This is a genomic window from Segatella copri (assembly GCF_002224675.1).
Classification (GTDB): Bacteria; Bacteroidota; Bacteroidia; order Bacteroidales; family Bacteroidaceae; genus Prevotella; species Prevotella copri_U.
In genome coordinates this window covers 14,176-29,693 of the sequence record NZ_NMPZ01000036.1, presented here as the reverse complement: position 1 = coordinate 29,693, position 15,518 = coordinate 14,176, and the positions used below count along the sequence as shown (strand labels likewise).

Annotated in this window: 13 protein-coding genes; 5 read left to right on the top strand and 8 right to left on the bottom strand. The window is 42.5% G+C overall.

The genetic code is table 11. The annotated features are described in order from the left end of the window. Nucleotides 1-197 precede the first annotated feature (197 nt). Nucleotides 198-377 carry a hypothetical protein gene (locus CFT61_RS16695; protein WP_142990658.1) on the bottom strand — a complete coding sequence of 60 codons (180 nt, stop codon included), beginning with the start codon at nucleotides 375-377 and terminating at the stop codon, nucleotides 198-200. A gap of 442 nt (nucleotides 378-819) precedes the next feature. Between CFT61_RS16695 and CFT61_RS15260 the strand changes: the two genes are divergently transcribed. After that, nucleotides 820-1,128, top strand: coding sequence for a helix-turn-helix domain-containing protein (locus tag CFT61_RS15260; RefSeq protein WP_089545258.1), 309 nt, complete (start codon nucleotides 820-822; stop codon nucleotides 1,126-1,128). Nucleotides 1,129-1,137: 9 nt separating this feature from the next. Next, nucleotides 1,138-2,628 (top strand): type II toxin-antitoxin system HipA family toxin, encoded by a 1,491-nt coding sequence (locus CFT61_RS15255; RefSeq protein WP_089545257.1) that lies wholly within the window; start codon nucleotides 1,138-1,140, stop codon nucleotides 2,626-2,628. Between the two features lie 613 nt (nucleotides 2,629-3,241). Here the strand turns inward: CFT61_RS15255 and CFT61_RS15245 are convergent. The 3 genes from CFT61_RS15245 to CFT61_RS15235 are packed head-to-tail and all read right to left on the bottom strand — an operon-like array spanning nucleotide 3,242 to nucleotide 6,140. Continuing rightward, nucleotides 3,242-4,183, bottom strand: a complete 942-nt coding sequence (locus CFT61_RS15245; RefSeq protein WP_089545256.1) for an exonuclease domain-containing protein — start codon at nucleotides 4,181-4,183, stop codon at nucleotides 3,242-3,244. A gap of 12 nt (nucleotides 4,184-4,195) precedes the next feature. Next, nucleotides 4,196-5,608: an HIRAN domain-containing protein gene (locus CFT61_RS15240; protein ID WP_089545255.1), complete on the bottom strand. Its 1,413-nt coding sequence runs from the start codon at nucleotides 5,606-5,608 to the stop codon at nucleotides 4,196-4,198. 34 nt (nucleotides 5,609-5,642) lie between these two features. Then, entirely contained in the window at nucleotides 5,643-6,140 is a 498-nt protein-coding gene (locus tag CFT61_RS15235; protein ID WP_089545254.1) for a hypothetical protein, read from the bottom strand. Between the two features lie 769 nt (nucleotides 6,141-6,909). Between CFT61_RS15235 and CFT61_RS15220 the strand changes: the two genes are divergently transcribed. Then, the gene (locus tag CFT61_RS15220) at nucleotides 6,910-8,472 is read left to right on the top strand and encodes an ATP-binding protein (protein ID WP_089545251.1); all 1,563 of its coding nucleotides are present in this window, start codon (nucleotides 6,910-6,912) and stop codon (nucleotides 8,470-8,472) included. A gap of 184 nt (nucleotides 8,473-8,656) precedes the next feature. Here the strand turns inward: CFT61_RS15220 and CFT61_RS15215 are convergent, their stop codons facing one another. Continuing rightward, nucleotides 8,657-9,691, bottom strand: a complete 1,035-nt coding sequence (locus CFT61_RS15215) for a threonine aldolase family protein (protein WP_089545250.1) — start codon at nucleotides 9,689-9,691, stop codon at nucleotides 8,657-8,659. A 27-nt stretch (nucleotides 9,692-9,718) separates the two neighbouring features. Continuing rightward, nucleotides 9,719-10,036 (bottom strand): heavy metal-binding domain-containing protein, encoded by a 318-nt coding sequence (locus tag CFT61_RS15210; RefSeq protein WP_089545249.1) that lies wholly within the window; start codon nucleotides 10,034-10,036, stop codon nucleotides 9,719-9,721. Nucleotides 10,037-10,167: 131 nt separating this feature from the next. Here CFT61_RS15210 and CFT61_RS15205 point away from each other — a divergent pair, with 131 nt between their 5' ends. Then, nucleotides 10,168-12,255 carry a S9 family peptidase gene (locus tag CFT61_RS15205; RefSeq protein ID WP_089545248.1) on the top strand — a complete coding sequence of 696 codons (2,088 nt, stop codon included), beginning with the start codon at nucleotides 10,168-10,170 and terminating at the stop codon, nucleotides 12,253-12,255. A 99-nt stretch (nucleotides 12,256-12,354) separates the two neighbouring features. On the opposite strand, the gene CFT61_RS15200 is transcribed toward CFT61_RS15205, so the two are convergent. Beyond that, a complete protein-coding gene (locus CFT61_RS15200) occupies nucleotides 12,355-13,926 on the bottom strand; it encodes an Rne/Rng family ribonuclease (RefSeq protein ID WP_089545247.1) in 1,572 nt (523 codons plus the stop codon). 268 nt (nucleotides 13,927-14,194) lie between these two features. Further along, complete coding sequence (locus CFT61_RS15195) at nucleotides 14,195-14,479, bottom strand: HU family DNA-binding protein (RefSeq protein ID WP_089545246.1); 285 nt, start codon at nucleotides 14,477-14,479, stop codon at nucleotides 14,195-14,197. 168 nt (nucleotides 14,480-14,647) lie between these two features. On the opposite strand from CFT61_RS15195, the gene CFT61_RS15190 reads away from it, so the two are divergent. Continuing rightward, nucleotides 14,648-15,481 (top strand): TPM domain-containing protein, encoded by an 834-nt coding sequence (locus tag CFT61_RS15190; protein WP_089545245.1) that lies wholly within the window; start codon nucleotides 14,648-14,650, stop codon nucleotides 15,479-15,481. Nucleotides 15,482-15,518: the final 37 nt, after the last annotated feature.

Genomic DNA, 15,518 nt, shown 5'->3' with positions numbered 1-15,518 from the left:
GAATTCCATAGAAGTATCATAAAATTCAGGTAAGTCGCTTACAAGAAAGCCTTTTTGGGAGGATTTATGTCTAGAAAAACAGGAGTAAAAACTAAGAAATGCCTAGTATTTCTGTTTTATAGAATTGATAATGTCTAGTATTTCCGGTTTATATAATTGATAGTGTCTATCTTTTTAGTTTATAAAGTATGTCAATATTAACCAGGAATAAGATGCAGACAACTGCAGTTAGGAATAAGCACATTGGCTGGTCCCTGAGTGCCCGTCACACGGGCACTCAGGGACCATGTGATGGGCATCGACAGACCAAGTGATGGGCACTCGATGCCCGTACGGTGGGCATCGAGTGCCCATTTTATGGGGTGATTTTTGGGCAATTTATTTGAGCAAGCGATTGTAGTTTTCTATATTTAGTTGACTACATTTTTGTGTTTTTGTACAATGCTTTATGGTGATTTGATGATACTTCTATGGAAATCATGATACTTCTATGATACTTCTTTGTAAACATATTTAAAAGTAACATTTTGTAAACCATTACGCATCAGCAATATACAAGCGAACAATGATACTTTGAGACTTTTTTAAGAAAAAATGTTTGTGTGCGTGAATAAAGGAATGGATGAATCTGCGTCATTTGTAAGCGGCTCCTCACATCATTTTCATGAAAAATACAGAAAGTTAGAAAAAAACTCTTGAAAGTTTGTCAGTCTCATTTCTTTTTGTTATATTTGTATCCGTAAATATCAGTATATTGAAGATAAAGGCTGATATAATGGATAAATATCATTATAATGATAGATAAATAAATGAAAGAATATGGCAGATTTATATGAATATTCTACTCCAGAGTTGGTACGCTTGCTGGGAGTGAGATTCAAGGAATATAGAATGAGATGCAATCTCACCCAGAAAGAGGTAGCCAAGCTTACGGGGCTTGGTTTGACCACCATCCACAAGTTTGAGAATGGAACAGCGGGTAATCTTTCGCTTGCCACTTTTCTTCTCTTGCTGAAGGTGGTGGGGCAGATTGATGCCATAAATGATGTGCTTCCCGAACTACCCCCTTCACCTTATTTGATGAGAAAGGATGAGAAGAAGGCACAGAGAATACGTCATACTAAATAATAACTGGTTATGGTAAATACGTTAAGAGTAATACTTTGGGACGAGGAAATCGGTCGCTTGGCATGGGATGAACACCGTAGACTATCGTACTTTACATATAATCCAGAGTTTTTGAAGAAGGGAATTGATGTTTCTCCTCTTCAAGCCCCTGTGCGTGGTATTCGTGCAATGACACCCGTGTGGGGAGAGGATGCCAAAATGTACCAAAAACTTCCTGCATTTTTGGCAGATTCGTTGCCGGATGCCTGGGGTAATCAGCTTTTCGAGCTTTGGCGAATTCAAAATCATATTCCAAATGCTGATATAACTCCGTTGGATAAACTTTCTTTTATCGGTAAACGAGGCATGGGGGCATTGGAATTCTTACCAGAGGTGGCTAAGACGGATAAGGCTGAAATGATAGATGTCAAGTCGTTGGCCGATTTGGCAGAGCGCATATTCATCGAGCGTGAAAATGCCCATATCATGCCAGAGGAATCTATCACTATGCAGTCCTTGCTTACGGTGGGAACATCGGCTGGTGGACGCCAACCTAAGGCTATCATTGCCATCAATAAAGCTACGAGGGAGATACGAAGCGGTCAAGTGGCTGGGCTGCAGGATTATGATTACTATATATTGAAATTTGGCGATACGAAATATAGTTTTGCCGAGATAGAGATGACCTATTACGAGATGGCCATCAAGTCGGGAATAGATATGATGCCATCCAGACTATATGAGATTGATGGAAACAGGAATTTTATAACGAAGCGTTTCGATCGTGATGGTGAGAGGAAGTTGCATACACAGACCCTTGCTGCGATTTCTCCGGAAACCGATAGCTATGAAGGACTTGTGGCAGTCTGCAGAAAATTACATTTGCCGGAGACTGATTGCCAGGAAGTATTTCGAAGACTTGTGTTCAATGTACTTTCCAACAATACGGATGACCATACAAAGAATTTCTCTTTTGTGATGGACGAGGCGGGTCTTTGGCGTTTGTCGCCAGCCTATGATCTCACTTATATTATAGATACAGGAGGCTATTTACCCAATACGGGTCATTGTATGTATGTAAGGTCTAAGCTGCATCATATTTCTTACGATGATGCCATTCTGTTTGCCAAGGACAATGGCATTCGGCGTGCTGATGCAATCATCAGGGAAGTAGCTGATTCTCTGCGGCAATTCCGTGACATAGCCAAGCGGTATGCCGTTCAGGACAGGTGGATCAGTTCCATAGAGTCAGCGATAAATGCTCATCTCGTTTCATGGGGGTTGGAGGATAAAGACAATAGTTCTGCTTCTTTTGAGATAGATGGCAAAAGTTGTACTGATGTTCGCATAGAGCAGGCTTACAAAGGCAACTTCCATTTGTATGCAAGCATAGATGGGCGAGACTGTAAGTTTATTATCGGAAAGAACAAGCCCGAATATGCTACGATTCAAGAGACGGGATTGTCGAATCTTCCGGAGACGATGCTCAGAGATTTGGTTGCGAAATATCTGGTGAGATAGAAGATATTTGATTTAAAATAGAAAAAGCAAAGAAATCCACTTTGCTTTTTCTATTTTCTTTCTAAAAAGTTTGTATAATCAAAGACTATTCGTATTTTTGCACCGTCAGTCCCCCACCAAGCCTCTCAACGATGCTCAAATGTGCGGGGTGTTTTTGTATATATATGTTCACTCTCAAAATACTCCAATGGAAAGATTACCGCACTTCACGAAAAAATAGATGAAGGGGGATTATCCTTGCCTATTTTAAGAAATTGACAGACAAGAAGAACTCCAAGTGCAGCACGTCTTTAAGCACTTCGCATCTTTACACAAGACAAGGGTACCTTTGGGGAGATAAACGTGGACTTGTGCAACAGATTTCGTGAGTATTTGTTTACGGCACCGCAAAGACTGTACTAGAATAGATTTCTATATATCAACTCGGCGGCTAACTACAGGGAGGAGATGCCATGTCCTCTTGCTTAACAAATATTATTCTATTTTTTGAACGCTCCAGCCAACAATGGCAGAAGGAAAACTGCAACTCCTATTAGAGAGAAAAGAACAACGCCAACTCCTATAACCGCTAGGGCAGCGACAGTATAAGTAATAATCTTTTTCCACATATTTTTTATTGTTCGTCCCAAATACCAAAACGCTCATAGAACTCGTCTTCTGATAGTATCTCGACAGAACCTCCATTAGCAAGTAACTCCTCACATTTTATTTGTTTGCTGCTTTTCCCATCAGTTGTAAGATTGCTCGCTTTTTGGACTCCCTCAACAAGAATATCTACAGATTTCTTGAAACTATCAATAGAATGACCACCAATATTGTCAATCAAGGCTCTCATTTTTTCTCTATTGCCATACTTCATCTCGCCAGTAAACAACACTTCTTTACCATAGAAATAGTTGTCCTCGTCAAAATTGTCGGGATTGGCAGTATTGGAGTATTTTTTTGTTTTTCCAATATTTGTTGCTATGCTTTTCTGTCCATTATGCAAACCTCCATTATAAAAGCCGTGCCTTATATTGATTTTGTGTTCAAGTCCTTCAAAAGAATCGACCTGAAGTTTATCCAAACATTTCAACATAACTTTTGCACAGGCATCAGCATCTGACTCTGCACGATGAATCTGCTCAAATGGAATACCTAAAGATTTGCATAGAGGCTCCAAGGAATATTTTAAGAGAGAGAATGCTTTTTGTGCAACTCTTAAGCTACAGAAGTAATTGAGGTTGGGCAATGGAATATTATTTTTAGTCAAAGCCTCTGCTATTGCAAACATATCGAAGGCCGTATTATGTGCTACGATAGTTTGATTCTCAATGTAAGGTTGAATCTCTTTCCATACTTCTGCAAGAGTTGGTTTGTCTTGAGTATCTGAAGGAGTGATGCCATGAATGCCTATATTTCTGTTCCAATACACGTTACCATCTGGCTTAATAAGCCAACTTTTAGATTCTTTTATTTCAGAATCCTTAACCACAGCAATTCCTATCTCACATATGGAACTGCGTTTGCCTGTTGCTGTTTCTATGTCTAATGCAACGAAAGAAAAACTTGCCATAATTATACACAGTTAAAGAGTTTCTATAAATTCACAAAGCTCAATAGATTGGCTACTACTATTGCCACCTTTAAACGATTTTATTTTAGTTAAATTGACTTCATTATTTTTGAAGGCATTAACGTCTATCATATCTTTCTTAATATCAACCTCTGTGTCTATCCAATTTTCGTCAATACGACAGATTGAGGCCTCAATCTGTCCTTTTGCCATAAAGATATGGGCGAAAGGTTGATCTTTTTTAGGGAGATAGCCAATGATGTTTCCTTCAAGGTAGAAAGCCAAAGCGTTTGGGTCGTATTCATTTGTTGGCTCTGGTTTTAGGATGACAGTTACTCCCTCTTTTATAGAAGACTTAAGCTCCTCATAATTGTCACGGTATTGAATACCAACGATGTTGAGATTCATTTTGCCATCCATAATAGTCTTTCTGCGATAGTCAAATTCTACTGGATCAACAAGATAGCTCATTTCGTAATGGACTAAAGCGTTTGTTGCTCCATCATCAGATGTCTCTTTGGTATCTTCGGCAGGAATAATAAAGAGTTCAGCTTGTATATCAGTAACATCGTCACAATTGAATTTTAAGAATCCTGCTGCACCCAATCTGTGGCCAAGATAATCAGCAATTTCTTTGCTTTTGAAAGAATAAACCTCTTCAAGATTATTCTCATCAAGAAGATGAATCGTAGCCCCTTCTGCACGAGCAACATAACAAGATGCTGTTCCTGCTAATTGCTTGCCTAAATGATCGTGAACGAAGTGCAAAGTATCTAAGGCTCCAAATAAATGGACATTAAATTCTTTCTTGGGTAATGCATCTTCATCTTCTAGCTTGTTGTCCTTGCAACTATCTTTTGCCTTATTAAGGTATTCTTGATTATAGAACAATGTCCACACGCCAAGTTCAATGTCGCCCGTATCTATATCACGAGACATGATTATGCTGCAACCATCAATATCCCAACTAAAACTATCATAGTAGCTATCAAATTTTCCACGGAACTTTGTTGCAGCAGCAGTATTTGTATAATTGCCGTTATGAACTAAATCTCGTTCTATCAAATAGTAAATGTCAAAGGCATCGTCCCATGTATATGGACACTTGAAGAAGAAATTGGTAGCGGAGTTTCCAATCACTTTTGCTTTTACTGAAGAGAAGTAAACGTTGTGGATATGGTTGTTTGTGAAAATTCTGATTATATTCTTTTCATTATACTCGCATTCTCCTTCTATCCATAGCTCATTAGGCGATGATTTTAAGTCTATGCCAAAGAAGTTTTCCCAACTTGTCATGTTATTGTTATGAGCAGATTGAGACATAGAATTAGTGACTTGCAGCTCATGGTCTTCCTTATAGTTGCTGTTGATGTCGTTGGATGATTGAGCTGTTGAATCTCCAAATAATTTCTTGAAAAATCCCATACTTTTATATTTTTATTAATATAGTTATTATTGCTTAATTATCAGGCTGAAACCCACTCTTATAGTCTACATCTATCCATTTTGTCTTAGGAAAATATGTTTTTATATTGTCTCTTGTTATGCGAATTGTGTCACTGCCACCACCCATGTAGTCTATGGTAACCATATGTGGAAAAGGTGTCGGTTTCTTACCAGATATATGATAAATACCAAAATGTCTTTTGTATGATTTTTTTGTCTCAAATGGGCCGGTTGCTTGAATTAGTTGATATTTTGAAAACTTTGTATTGGCATTTACGCCACCAACAATGTCATCGCAAATTGCATCTCCGACTTGATTGACAGGACAGAAATGTACATTAACATATTTCAAGTTTCTCTCACTTGTAACCTTGAACTTCACCTCAAGTTGAAGTTGGCTAAAATCATATATGTTAGCCACGAAAAATTTAAATTCTGAAAACTGAATTTGTGCACTAACATTCAAACTTACTGCAATAGCTATGAAAGCTAACATAATTTTCTTTTTCATATTTCCATTTTTTGAGGGTTGTTGTATATGTTTATTAAGTACATATGGCTATGTTTATATTCGCTTATGTATACATAAAAAGCGTGGAGCCAGTCTTGTCACTCGTTCCACGCTATAAAGGCTCTCGCATTGCCCGACAAGTCGAAACGAGCAACGCCGAAAGCCCCACGCGAGTGTAAGAATATAGAATGCACTCATGACAACGAACGGCAAAATCGTTCGAAGCCAATGAGGACTGTATATAATACACCTCATGAGGCGTTCTTTGTTGCTTTGTTCTTGACTTGTCGTTGAATTTGCGAGATTCTTATAGCGTCAAAACCAAAGCGTACAAAAACGCCTTTTACCATATGTATGTCTGCCCAACCTCTGCCCATTCGGGCTTTTCGGTATTGGTATAGACGTTACAAAGGTAACACTTTTATCTTGAAAACCACTTTGTTTGGCTGGAAAAATTTGATTTTATGGTCTGATTTAACATTATTAAATACAAATATATCAAAGAAATCTACTTTTGTATGATTTTTCTTGCTCAAAAGTTTGTATTATCAATAATTATTTGTATCTTTACAGCAACAGAATCCGCCAAGCCTCTCAACGATGCTCAAATGTGCGGGTCGTTTTTTAAGGCAGTTACCGCCCCGTTTCAAGCATGTTTTGTTGAATTGCGGTTCTATTTTTACAGTGATATATTGTTAATAATAAGAAAAACGCTTGTTTTCTGAAATATTATCCGTATCTTTGTATCTAGATTATAAAGAGTAAGATTATGGCTTCAAAGAGATATCCTTTGGGAATACAAACGTTCTCCGAAATCGTGAAGGGGAATTACTTCTATGCTGACAAGACGGCTATCGTCTATCAGTTGGCTCATTATGCCAAGTTTCATTTTCTGAGTCGCCCACGTCGATTCGGAAAATCCTTGTTTGTATCTACCCTCCAGGCTTACTTCGAGGGTAAGAAAGAACTGTTCAGGGGACTTGCCATCGAACAGATGGAGAAGGAGTGGACGGCATATCCCGTCATCCACCTGGATCTGAGCTGCGGTAAGTATTATAGTTTGGAGAATACATATTCAATTCTAAACGGAATACTAGAAATAGAAGAGAAAAAATATGGTTTAAAGGTTAATCCGATAGATGAGAAATCGTTTGGCGCACGTCTCAAGAATATCTTGCTGGCTGCCACGGCTCAAACCGGTAAGCAAGTTGTCGTTCTCATTGATGAGTATGATGCCCCGATGCATGATTCTGTAAGTGACGAAGACTTGCAGAAGACCATCCGCAATATCATGCGAGATTTCTTCAGTCCCTTGAAACAGCAAGAGGGAAACATTCGCTTTGTATTCATCACAGGCATCTCTAAGTTTAGTCAGCTCAGCATCTTCAGCGAGTTGAATAATCTCAAGATTCTCACGTTGAAGGATGAATACAGTAGCTGTTGTGGTATTACCAAGAGTGAATTGTCTCAGTATTTCCGTGAGGGTATTGAGGAGATGGCTGAACATAATGGGCTTACTTATGAGGAGACCTTAGAACAACTCAAGCTGCATTATGATGGCTACCACTTCAGTATCAATAGCGAGGATATCTTCAATCCTTACAGCATCATCAATGCTTTGGACGATAAGGAGTTTAATAGCTATTGGTTTACATCCGGTACGCCTACGTTCCTGGTAGAGTTGTTGCAGCAGAAAAATTTGGATATGCTCAATCTGGACGACCTTTGGGTTAATGACGATCGTTTTGATACCCCTACAGAAAAGCTTACAGACCCGATTCCAGTTCTTTTCCAAAGTGGTTATCTTACCATTAAAGGATATGAGCGAAGAGGAAAATTGTATCATCTCTGTTTCCCAAATCAGGAAGTAAGACAAGGCTTCTCGAAAAGTCTCGTCAGGTATTATACTGCGCAAGACATGAACAGATATGATGCCATTGTGTATGCTTATTCCAAGAATGTGCTCATCAATGACGACATGGGAGCCTTTATGCCTCACTTGAAGGCATTCTATGATAAGTTCCCATATACGATTATCAACAATAATGAGCGTCACTATCAAGCCGTGATATTCACCATCTTCACCATGCTTGGCGAAGATGTGAAGGTGGAGCATACCACTTCTGATGGAAGAATAGACCTTGTGCTCAAGACGGATAAGAGTATCTTTATCTTTGAGTTGAAATATAAGAAGTCTGCCGACATCGCCATGGCGCAAATCAGCGACAAGGACTATGCCAAAGCTTTTGCTGATGATGGGCGGAAGGTTGTGAAAGTGGGTATTAACTTCTCTGAAAACCAGCGAAGTATAGAGGATTGGGTGATAGAATAAATGAAATAGAAGAAAGTTGGTGGCCTTCATCTGATGAAGGTCACCACACTAGTTTCCTCTTGTCATTTTCCGGAAAAAATAGAAAGATAGAAAATAATCTCTTGAAAGCTTGCCAGTCTCATTTCTTTTTTGTATATATACGTTTCTTCTCAAAATACGCTAATGGAAAGATACATCTCTCCGGCTATAGAGTCTGAAGAATATGTTCCAGTTCATCAAGTTCTTCCTCCTTAGTTGCCCAACTCGTTACAAATCGGCAGATGATTTCGGTATCGCTCTTTCTTTCCCATATTTCGAATGCAACTTTCTTGGAAAGAGCATCGTAGAGGGAAGGTGAAAGTACGACAAACTGCTGATTGGTAGGAGAATCGTAGGCGATAGCTATGCCATGCTTCTGGAAGATGCTGCGGATACGGGTAGCCATGGCGATGGCGTGGCGCGATATCTTGAAATAGAGGTTATCTGTAAACAGCGTGTCAAACTGGATGCCTAGCATTCTGCCCTTGGCAAGCAAGGCTCCATGACGCTTTATGTTAGTGAAGAAATACTTAGGTGCCTTCATGCCTGAGAATACTACAGCTTCGCCCATCATGGCGCCCACCTTGGTTCCACCTATATAAAATACATCACAATGCTTGGCAAGGAATGGCAAGTCATAGTCGCATGCCTCTGAAACCAGACCGTATCCCAGTCGTGCACCATCGATGAAGAGGCGGAGGTTATATTTCTGGCAGGTTGTATATAGCGCAGTCAGCTCTTCCCTGGTGTAGACCATTCCGAACTCTGTCGGCATCGAGATATAAACCATGCCTGGCTGCACCATGTGAGGATGCGTTTCATCGGCAAGGAAAGTATCCATATATGCAGACAGGGTGCTGGATGTTAGCTTGCTGTTCTTTCCTGGCAGCGTAATGACCTTATGGCCAAATGCTTCTACTGCTCCAGATTCATGTACTTCGATATGACCGGTCTCCACACAGATTACTCCTTCGCATCCCATGAGCACGGAGTCGATGACGGTGGTGTTGGTCTGTGTACCGCCTATCAGGAAGAACACTTCAGCATTCTCATTGTCCACGGCTTTACGGATTTTCTCTTTTGCAGATTCTGAATATGGATCAAAACCATAACCGGATGTTTTCTCACAGTTTGTCTTGCCAAGAGCCTCTAGAATCTCTGGCAGCATACCATTGTTGTAATCACTTTCGAATGAAATCATATGATATAATATAATATAATGATAATATTAGATAATCACCGCCGTTCCGCTGCATGTTACCATCAGCATGGATCCGCTCTTTCCTACGGTTTCGTAATCCAGGTCGATGCCTACGATGGCGTTGCAGCCCAGGGATGCGGCACGGTCGGCCATCTCTCTGAGGGCTGTATCCTTAGCCTGACGGAGGGTGCTTTCGTAAGAACCGCTTCTTCCGCCGATTACATCACGAACACTGGCAAAGAAATCCTTCACAAAGTTGGTACCGATGATGGTCTCGCCAGTCACTACGCCACGATATTCACGGATAGGGTGGCCTTCTATGGTTGGAGTTGTACTCAAAATCATAATCTTTTCCTTTCTTTTTATGTTATTATCAATATTAATTATAGATTAGACGATAAAAGATAGCAAAAGGTTGCAGGAAATCCAAAAATATTTGTTACTTTTGCATCGAAAGTTTAATATTTATAGGTTATATGAACAAAAAATTGATGTTTTCGGCAGCACTTGTGATGGCGCTGCTTTCGGCAAACGCTCAGAAAAGGGCGTTTACCATCGAGGATTTGTACAAGGTGAAGGGTGTATATTCTGTGAGCCTTTCGCCAGATGGTAAAACAATCTGCTATACCTCCAGTTCTTCCGACCTGAAGAACCAGAAGTCTAGCTCCGACATCTACATCATGAATGCGGATGGCTCTCATGCCAAGGCTTTCACCGAGGATGGCAAAAGCAGTTCTGCCGTGTGGAGTAAGGATGGAAAGAGTATCTTCTTTACCAATTATGAGAAGGGGACGGCTCAGATCTATCGCATGAATCTGGCTACCTGCGAGACGGAACAAGTAACTGATTATGAGTTGGGTATAGATAATCCGGTTATCTCTCCAGATGAGCGATACATCGCCTTTACAGCCGAGGTATATCCCGACCTGGGAGCTGATGCCAAGGCCAACATAGCCCGGATGGAGAAGAAGGACAAGGGACCTGTGCAGGCGCATATTGCCGACAAGTTGCTCTATCGTCATTGGACGAGCTATAGCGATGGCAGATGCAGTCATCTCATCCTTTTCGATACACAGACGAAGACTTACAGGGATCTGACTCCGGGTAATTATTCGCTGATATTCATGGCTGGTGGCGGAATCGCCTATGATTTTTCTCCAGACAGCAAGGAGATCTGTTTTGTCTCCAACCACGATGAGCATCAGGAGGCTAGCACCAATGCCGACCTTTGGACGGTATCTGTGAATGGGGGAGAGCCAGTCTGCATCACGAAGGAAAACAAGGCATGGGATGGTACTCCAACCTATTCGCCCGACGGCAAGTATATCGCTTACCGCTTGCAGCAAGTACCTGGCTATGAGTCTGATCGTTTCCGTCTTGCCATCTACGACCGTGCTGCAAGGAAATCTACCATCCTGACAGAAAAGTTTGACAACTGGGTGGATGATTACAAATGGGCACCAGACAGCAAGAGTATTTTCTTCCTGGGTGAGGTACGGGGCGCACAACCACTCTACAAGCTCGACATTGCCAGAAAGACCATTTCGCCAGTAGTGACAGGCAAGGCTATCTCTGAGTTTGATTTCGACAATAAGGGGATGGTGTATTATACTTACAGTACGACAGGCAAGCCATCGGCTCTGTATCGTCAGCAGATGAAAAAGTGGAATGGAACTCCTGTGGCTCGCGGCAAGGAACAGCAGATAACCTTCCTCAACCAGAAGTTGGAGGATGAGGTGGATATCCGTCCATCTGAGAGCATCTGGGTGGATGGCGCTGGCGGCGACAAGGTACAGGTGTTCATCGTGAAACCACACAACTTTGATGCCAGCAAGAAGTATCCGCTTATCATCAATGTGCATGGCGGCCCGCAGATGCAGTGGATGAATTCCTTCCGTGGCGACTGGCAGGTTTATCCTGCTGCCGGTTATGTGGTGGCTTATCCTAATCCTCATGGTTCTACAGGATATGGCCAGGCCTTTACACGTGCCATTTCCGGTGACTGGGGCGGAAAGGTATTTGAGGATGTGATGAAGGTTACTGATAAATTGGCAACCCTGGAATATGTTGACTCCACCAGGATGGGAGCGATGGGATGGTCGTATGGCGGCTATATGATGAACTGGCTGCAGGGCCATACCAAGCGATTCAAGTGTCTGGCTTCCATGATGGGCGTATATGACTTGCGCTCTATGTGGGGCAGTACCGAGGAAGTATGGTTCCCTAACTTTGAGCTGGAGGGACAGCCTTACAATTCCGATCTCTACGAGAAGTGGTCGCCATCCTCATACATCAAGAACTTCTCTACGCCAACCCTCGTGATGACGGGCGAGCTGGACTATCGTGTACCTTATACACAGAGCTTGCAGTATTTCACGGCATTGCAGACCCTGAACATTCCTTCTCGACTGATTGTCTTGAAGTATGATGGTCACTGGCCAAGCAACCTGAAGTCGATGCCGCTCTATTACAATGCGCACCTCGACTGGTTCCATCGCTATCTCGGCGGTGCTCCTGCACCTTGGGACACAGAGAAAATGGTGAATAATGAGATAGAGTACTAAAATGCCTTATATATAATAAGGTGTAGAGAAACTGAAATAATAAAAGCTCCATTCGCATCATATAATTGCGAATGGAGCTTTTTTCTGAGAATTAAAAACTTACTTTGTTTCCTGTTCTTCCTGCATATCCAGATACTGGTTGTCCTTGTCGTAGAATTCATACTGGAGGAACGCCAGTTTCTGAGATGGAATCACATTGAAGCCGAAACCATACTTAAACTGCCATTTGCGCTTCAGGGAAATGAAGCCCTTGTTGATGAAGGCAGCTACGTAAGGATTCACATACAAAGTGAATTTCTTGACGCCAATCTTGTTGACTAGGCGGTCGATTTTTCTTTCCAACTGGTCGGTGAAAAGGATGCTCGATTTGATCTTGCCCGAACCGAAGCAGGTAGGGCAGGTTTCCTCTACGTTTACGTCCATGGCAGGGCGTACACGCTGGCGGGTAATCTGCATCAGTCCGAACTTGCTCAGAGGCAGGATGTTGTGCTTGGCACGGTCCTTCTGCATGTTCTTGCACATGCGCTCATAGAGCAGCTGTCGGTCTTCGGCAAGATTCATGTCGATGAAGTCCACCACAATGATTCCTCCCATATCACGGAGTCGCAATTGTCTGGCCAATTCATCGGCAGCGCCGAGGTTTACATCGAGAGCATTCGCTTCCTGACCTTTCTCACGAGTACGGTTGCCGCTGTTTACATCTACCACGTGCAGGGCTTCGGTATGCTCGATGATGAGATACGCACCGTGCTTGTAGTTGACAACTCTTCCAAAACCAGCCTTGATCTGCTTGGTGATGCTGAAGTTGTCGAAGATAGGCACCTTACCGGTGTAGAGCTTGACTATGCCCGCCTTTTCAGGGGCTATTAGAGAAACATAGTCCTTCACCTCGTTCATCACACCTTCATCGTTGACGAAGATGTTCTCGTAAGATGGGTTAAACAAGTCACGCAGGAGAGCGACGGCTCTTCCGGTCTCCTCGAAAGCGAGTTGCGGGCGCTGCTGGGTCTTCTGCACCTTGGCGATAGCATCCTCCCATCGCTTCACCAGGACTTTCAGCTCAGTATCGAGCTCAGCGACTCTCTTTCCCTCAGCCACAGTGCGGACAATTACACCGCAATTCTTTGGTTTTACGCTGTGAATGAGTTGTTTGAGTCGGGAGCGTTCTTCACCGCTTTTGATTTTCGACGAGACAGAAACTTTATCACCGAATGGCATGAGTACCAGGTATCGTCCTGCGAATGAGATTTCGCCCGTAAGACGAGGACCCTTGGTAGAGATTGGTTCCTTTACGATTTGTACCAGCACTTCTTGTCCCACTTTGAGAACATTCTGAATGCTGCCGTCCTTTTCCAATTCAGGCAGTTTGCTGGCTTTAGAGAATGGGAAAAGTTTCTTTCTGTCGCTCTGTACTTGTTTAAGGTACTTCTGGTAGGAATTAAAATGACTTCCCAGGTCAAGATAATGAAGAAAGGCGTCGCGTTCATAACCTACATCTACGAAGCATGCGTTAAGTCCCGGCATGAGTTTCTTAACCTTTGCGATGTAGATGTTTCCCACAGAGAACGAAGCCTCACGGGGTTCATTCTGGTATTCCACCAGCTGCTTATCCTCCATGAGAGCGATAGAAATGTCCTTCTGCTGGACGTCAATTACAACTTCGCTTGTCATACTCTTCAATAATCTTTTTACTTAAAGTTACTAATAACACTTTACAAAAAGGGGCATGCCTATCCATGTTGATATGACACGCCCCCTCAGTCTGTGGAACCGACTGAGAGCATTTTCAGCTTCTAGAAAAGCTTACTTGCTCTTATGTCTGTTCTTACGTAATCTCTTTTTACGCTTGTGAGTAGCCATCTTGTGGCCCTTCTTTTTCTTTCCGTTTGGCATGATTTTAAAATTTTAAAATATTGTTATTATAAAAATGTTAATTCTCTTACTGAGCGTTCTGCATCTCCTCGATGAAGCTCTTAGATGGCTTGAAGCTTGGCAAATCGTGAGCTGGGATGGTGAGAGTGGTGTTCTTAGAGATGTTGCGAGCGGTCTTAGCTGCACGGTGCTTGATGTTGAAGCTACCGAAGCCACGCAGGTAAACATTCTCCTTGTTCTGGATGAGGCTCTTCTTCACCTCCTCCATGAACGACTCTACTACTATGCTAACTTCCTTCTTAGCCATACCAGTAGCGATTGCTACTTCATTTATGATATCTGCTTTGGTCATTTCTCTTCTTTTATTTATTTTTATACTTAATAATCTCAAATCGGTGTGCAAAGATACAAGTTTTTTGCGATATAACAAAATAGTTAAGGCTTTTTTTGCAAAAAAAATGCTCTAAGTATTTGCATATTAGGTTTTTATTCTGTATTTTTGCACTAAAATTGAGAATTTATGGCTTTTAAGAGACATTTTTTAGTGATGATATGGATGGCTTTCAGCGTCTTATCGCTGTCTGCCAAGAAGGAGTGGAATGCGGATAATGTGCCGATTCCCTTTCTTCAGGACTCCACGCAGTATGTTTCCGATCCCGATGGCTATGTGGATAGGGCACTCAAGGATTCGGCTAATTTCTACCTGCAGAAGCTGAAGCTGGAGTGTGGCGTGCAGAATGTGCTCATCATCGTGGGCAGGGTGGCTAACCAGGATGCTTTCAGGATGGCGCAGGATGTGGGCAACAAGTATGGCATCGGCTACAAGAAGAGCCGCAGGGGACTGGTTATCGTGATTGCAGTGGAAGACCACAAGTACTTCATCGCTCCCGGCAGCGGACTGGAGGGAGAGCTGACGGATGTGGACTGCGATGATATTGCCCGTGCCTGCATCGTGAAATACATGCGCGAGGATGCCCCAGGCGAGGCTGTTGCCTCTGTGAGCCGTGCTATATATAATAAGGTGAAAAACGGGCGCACCGGAATTGAGTCGGTAGATGAGGGGACGGTGAATGATGAAGAGGATTGGGCACTGGTCATTATCCTGTTCCTCCTCTTTTTCGGAATCCCGATCTATTACCTCGTCCGTTACATCCTGGAGCAGGTGGGTCTGGTAAAGCCAAGACCGAAGGGCAAGGGTAGAAACCAGTCGCGAAGAAGGAATGATGATGACGACTGGTTGCCTCCGTTCTTCATGGGCGGCGGAGGATTCTCCGGCGGTGGAGGAGGCGGCTTCTCGGGCGGCTCCTTTGGCGGTGGAACATTCTCTGGCGGCGGTTCCGGCGGAAGCTGGTAGTTGCTGATAGCTAATAGTTTATAATTGATAGCTAATA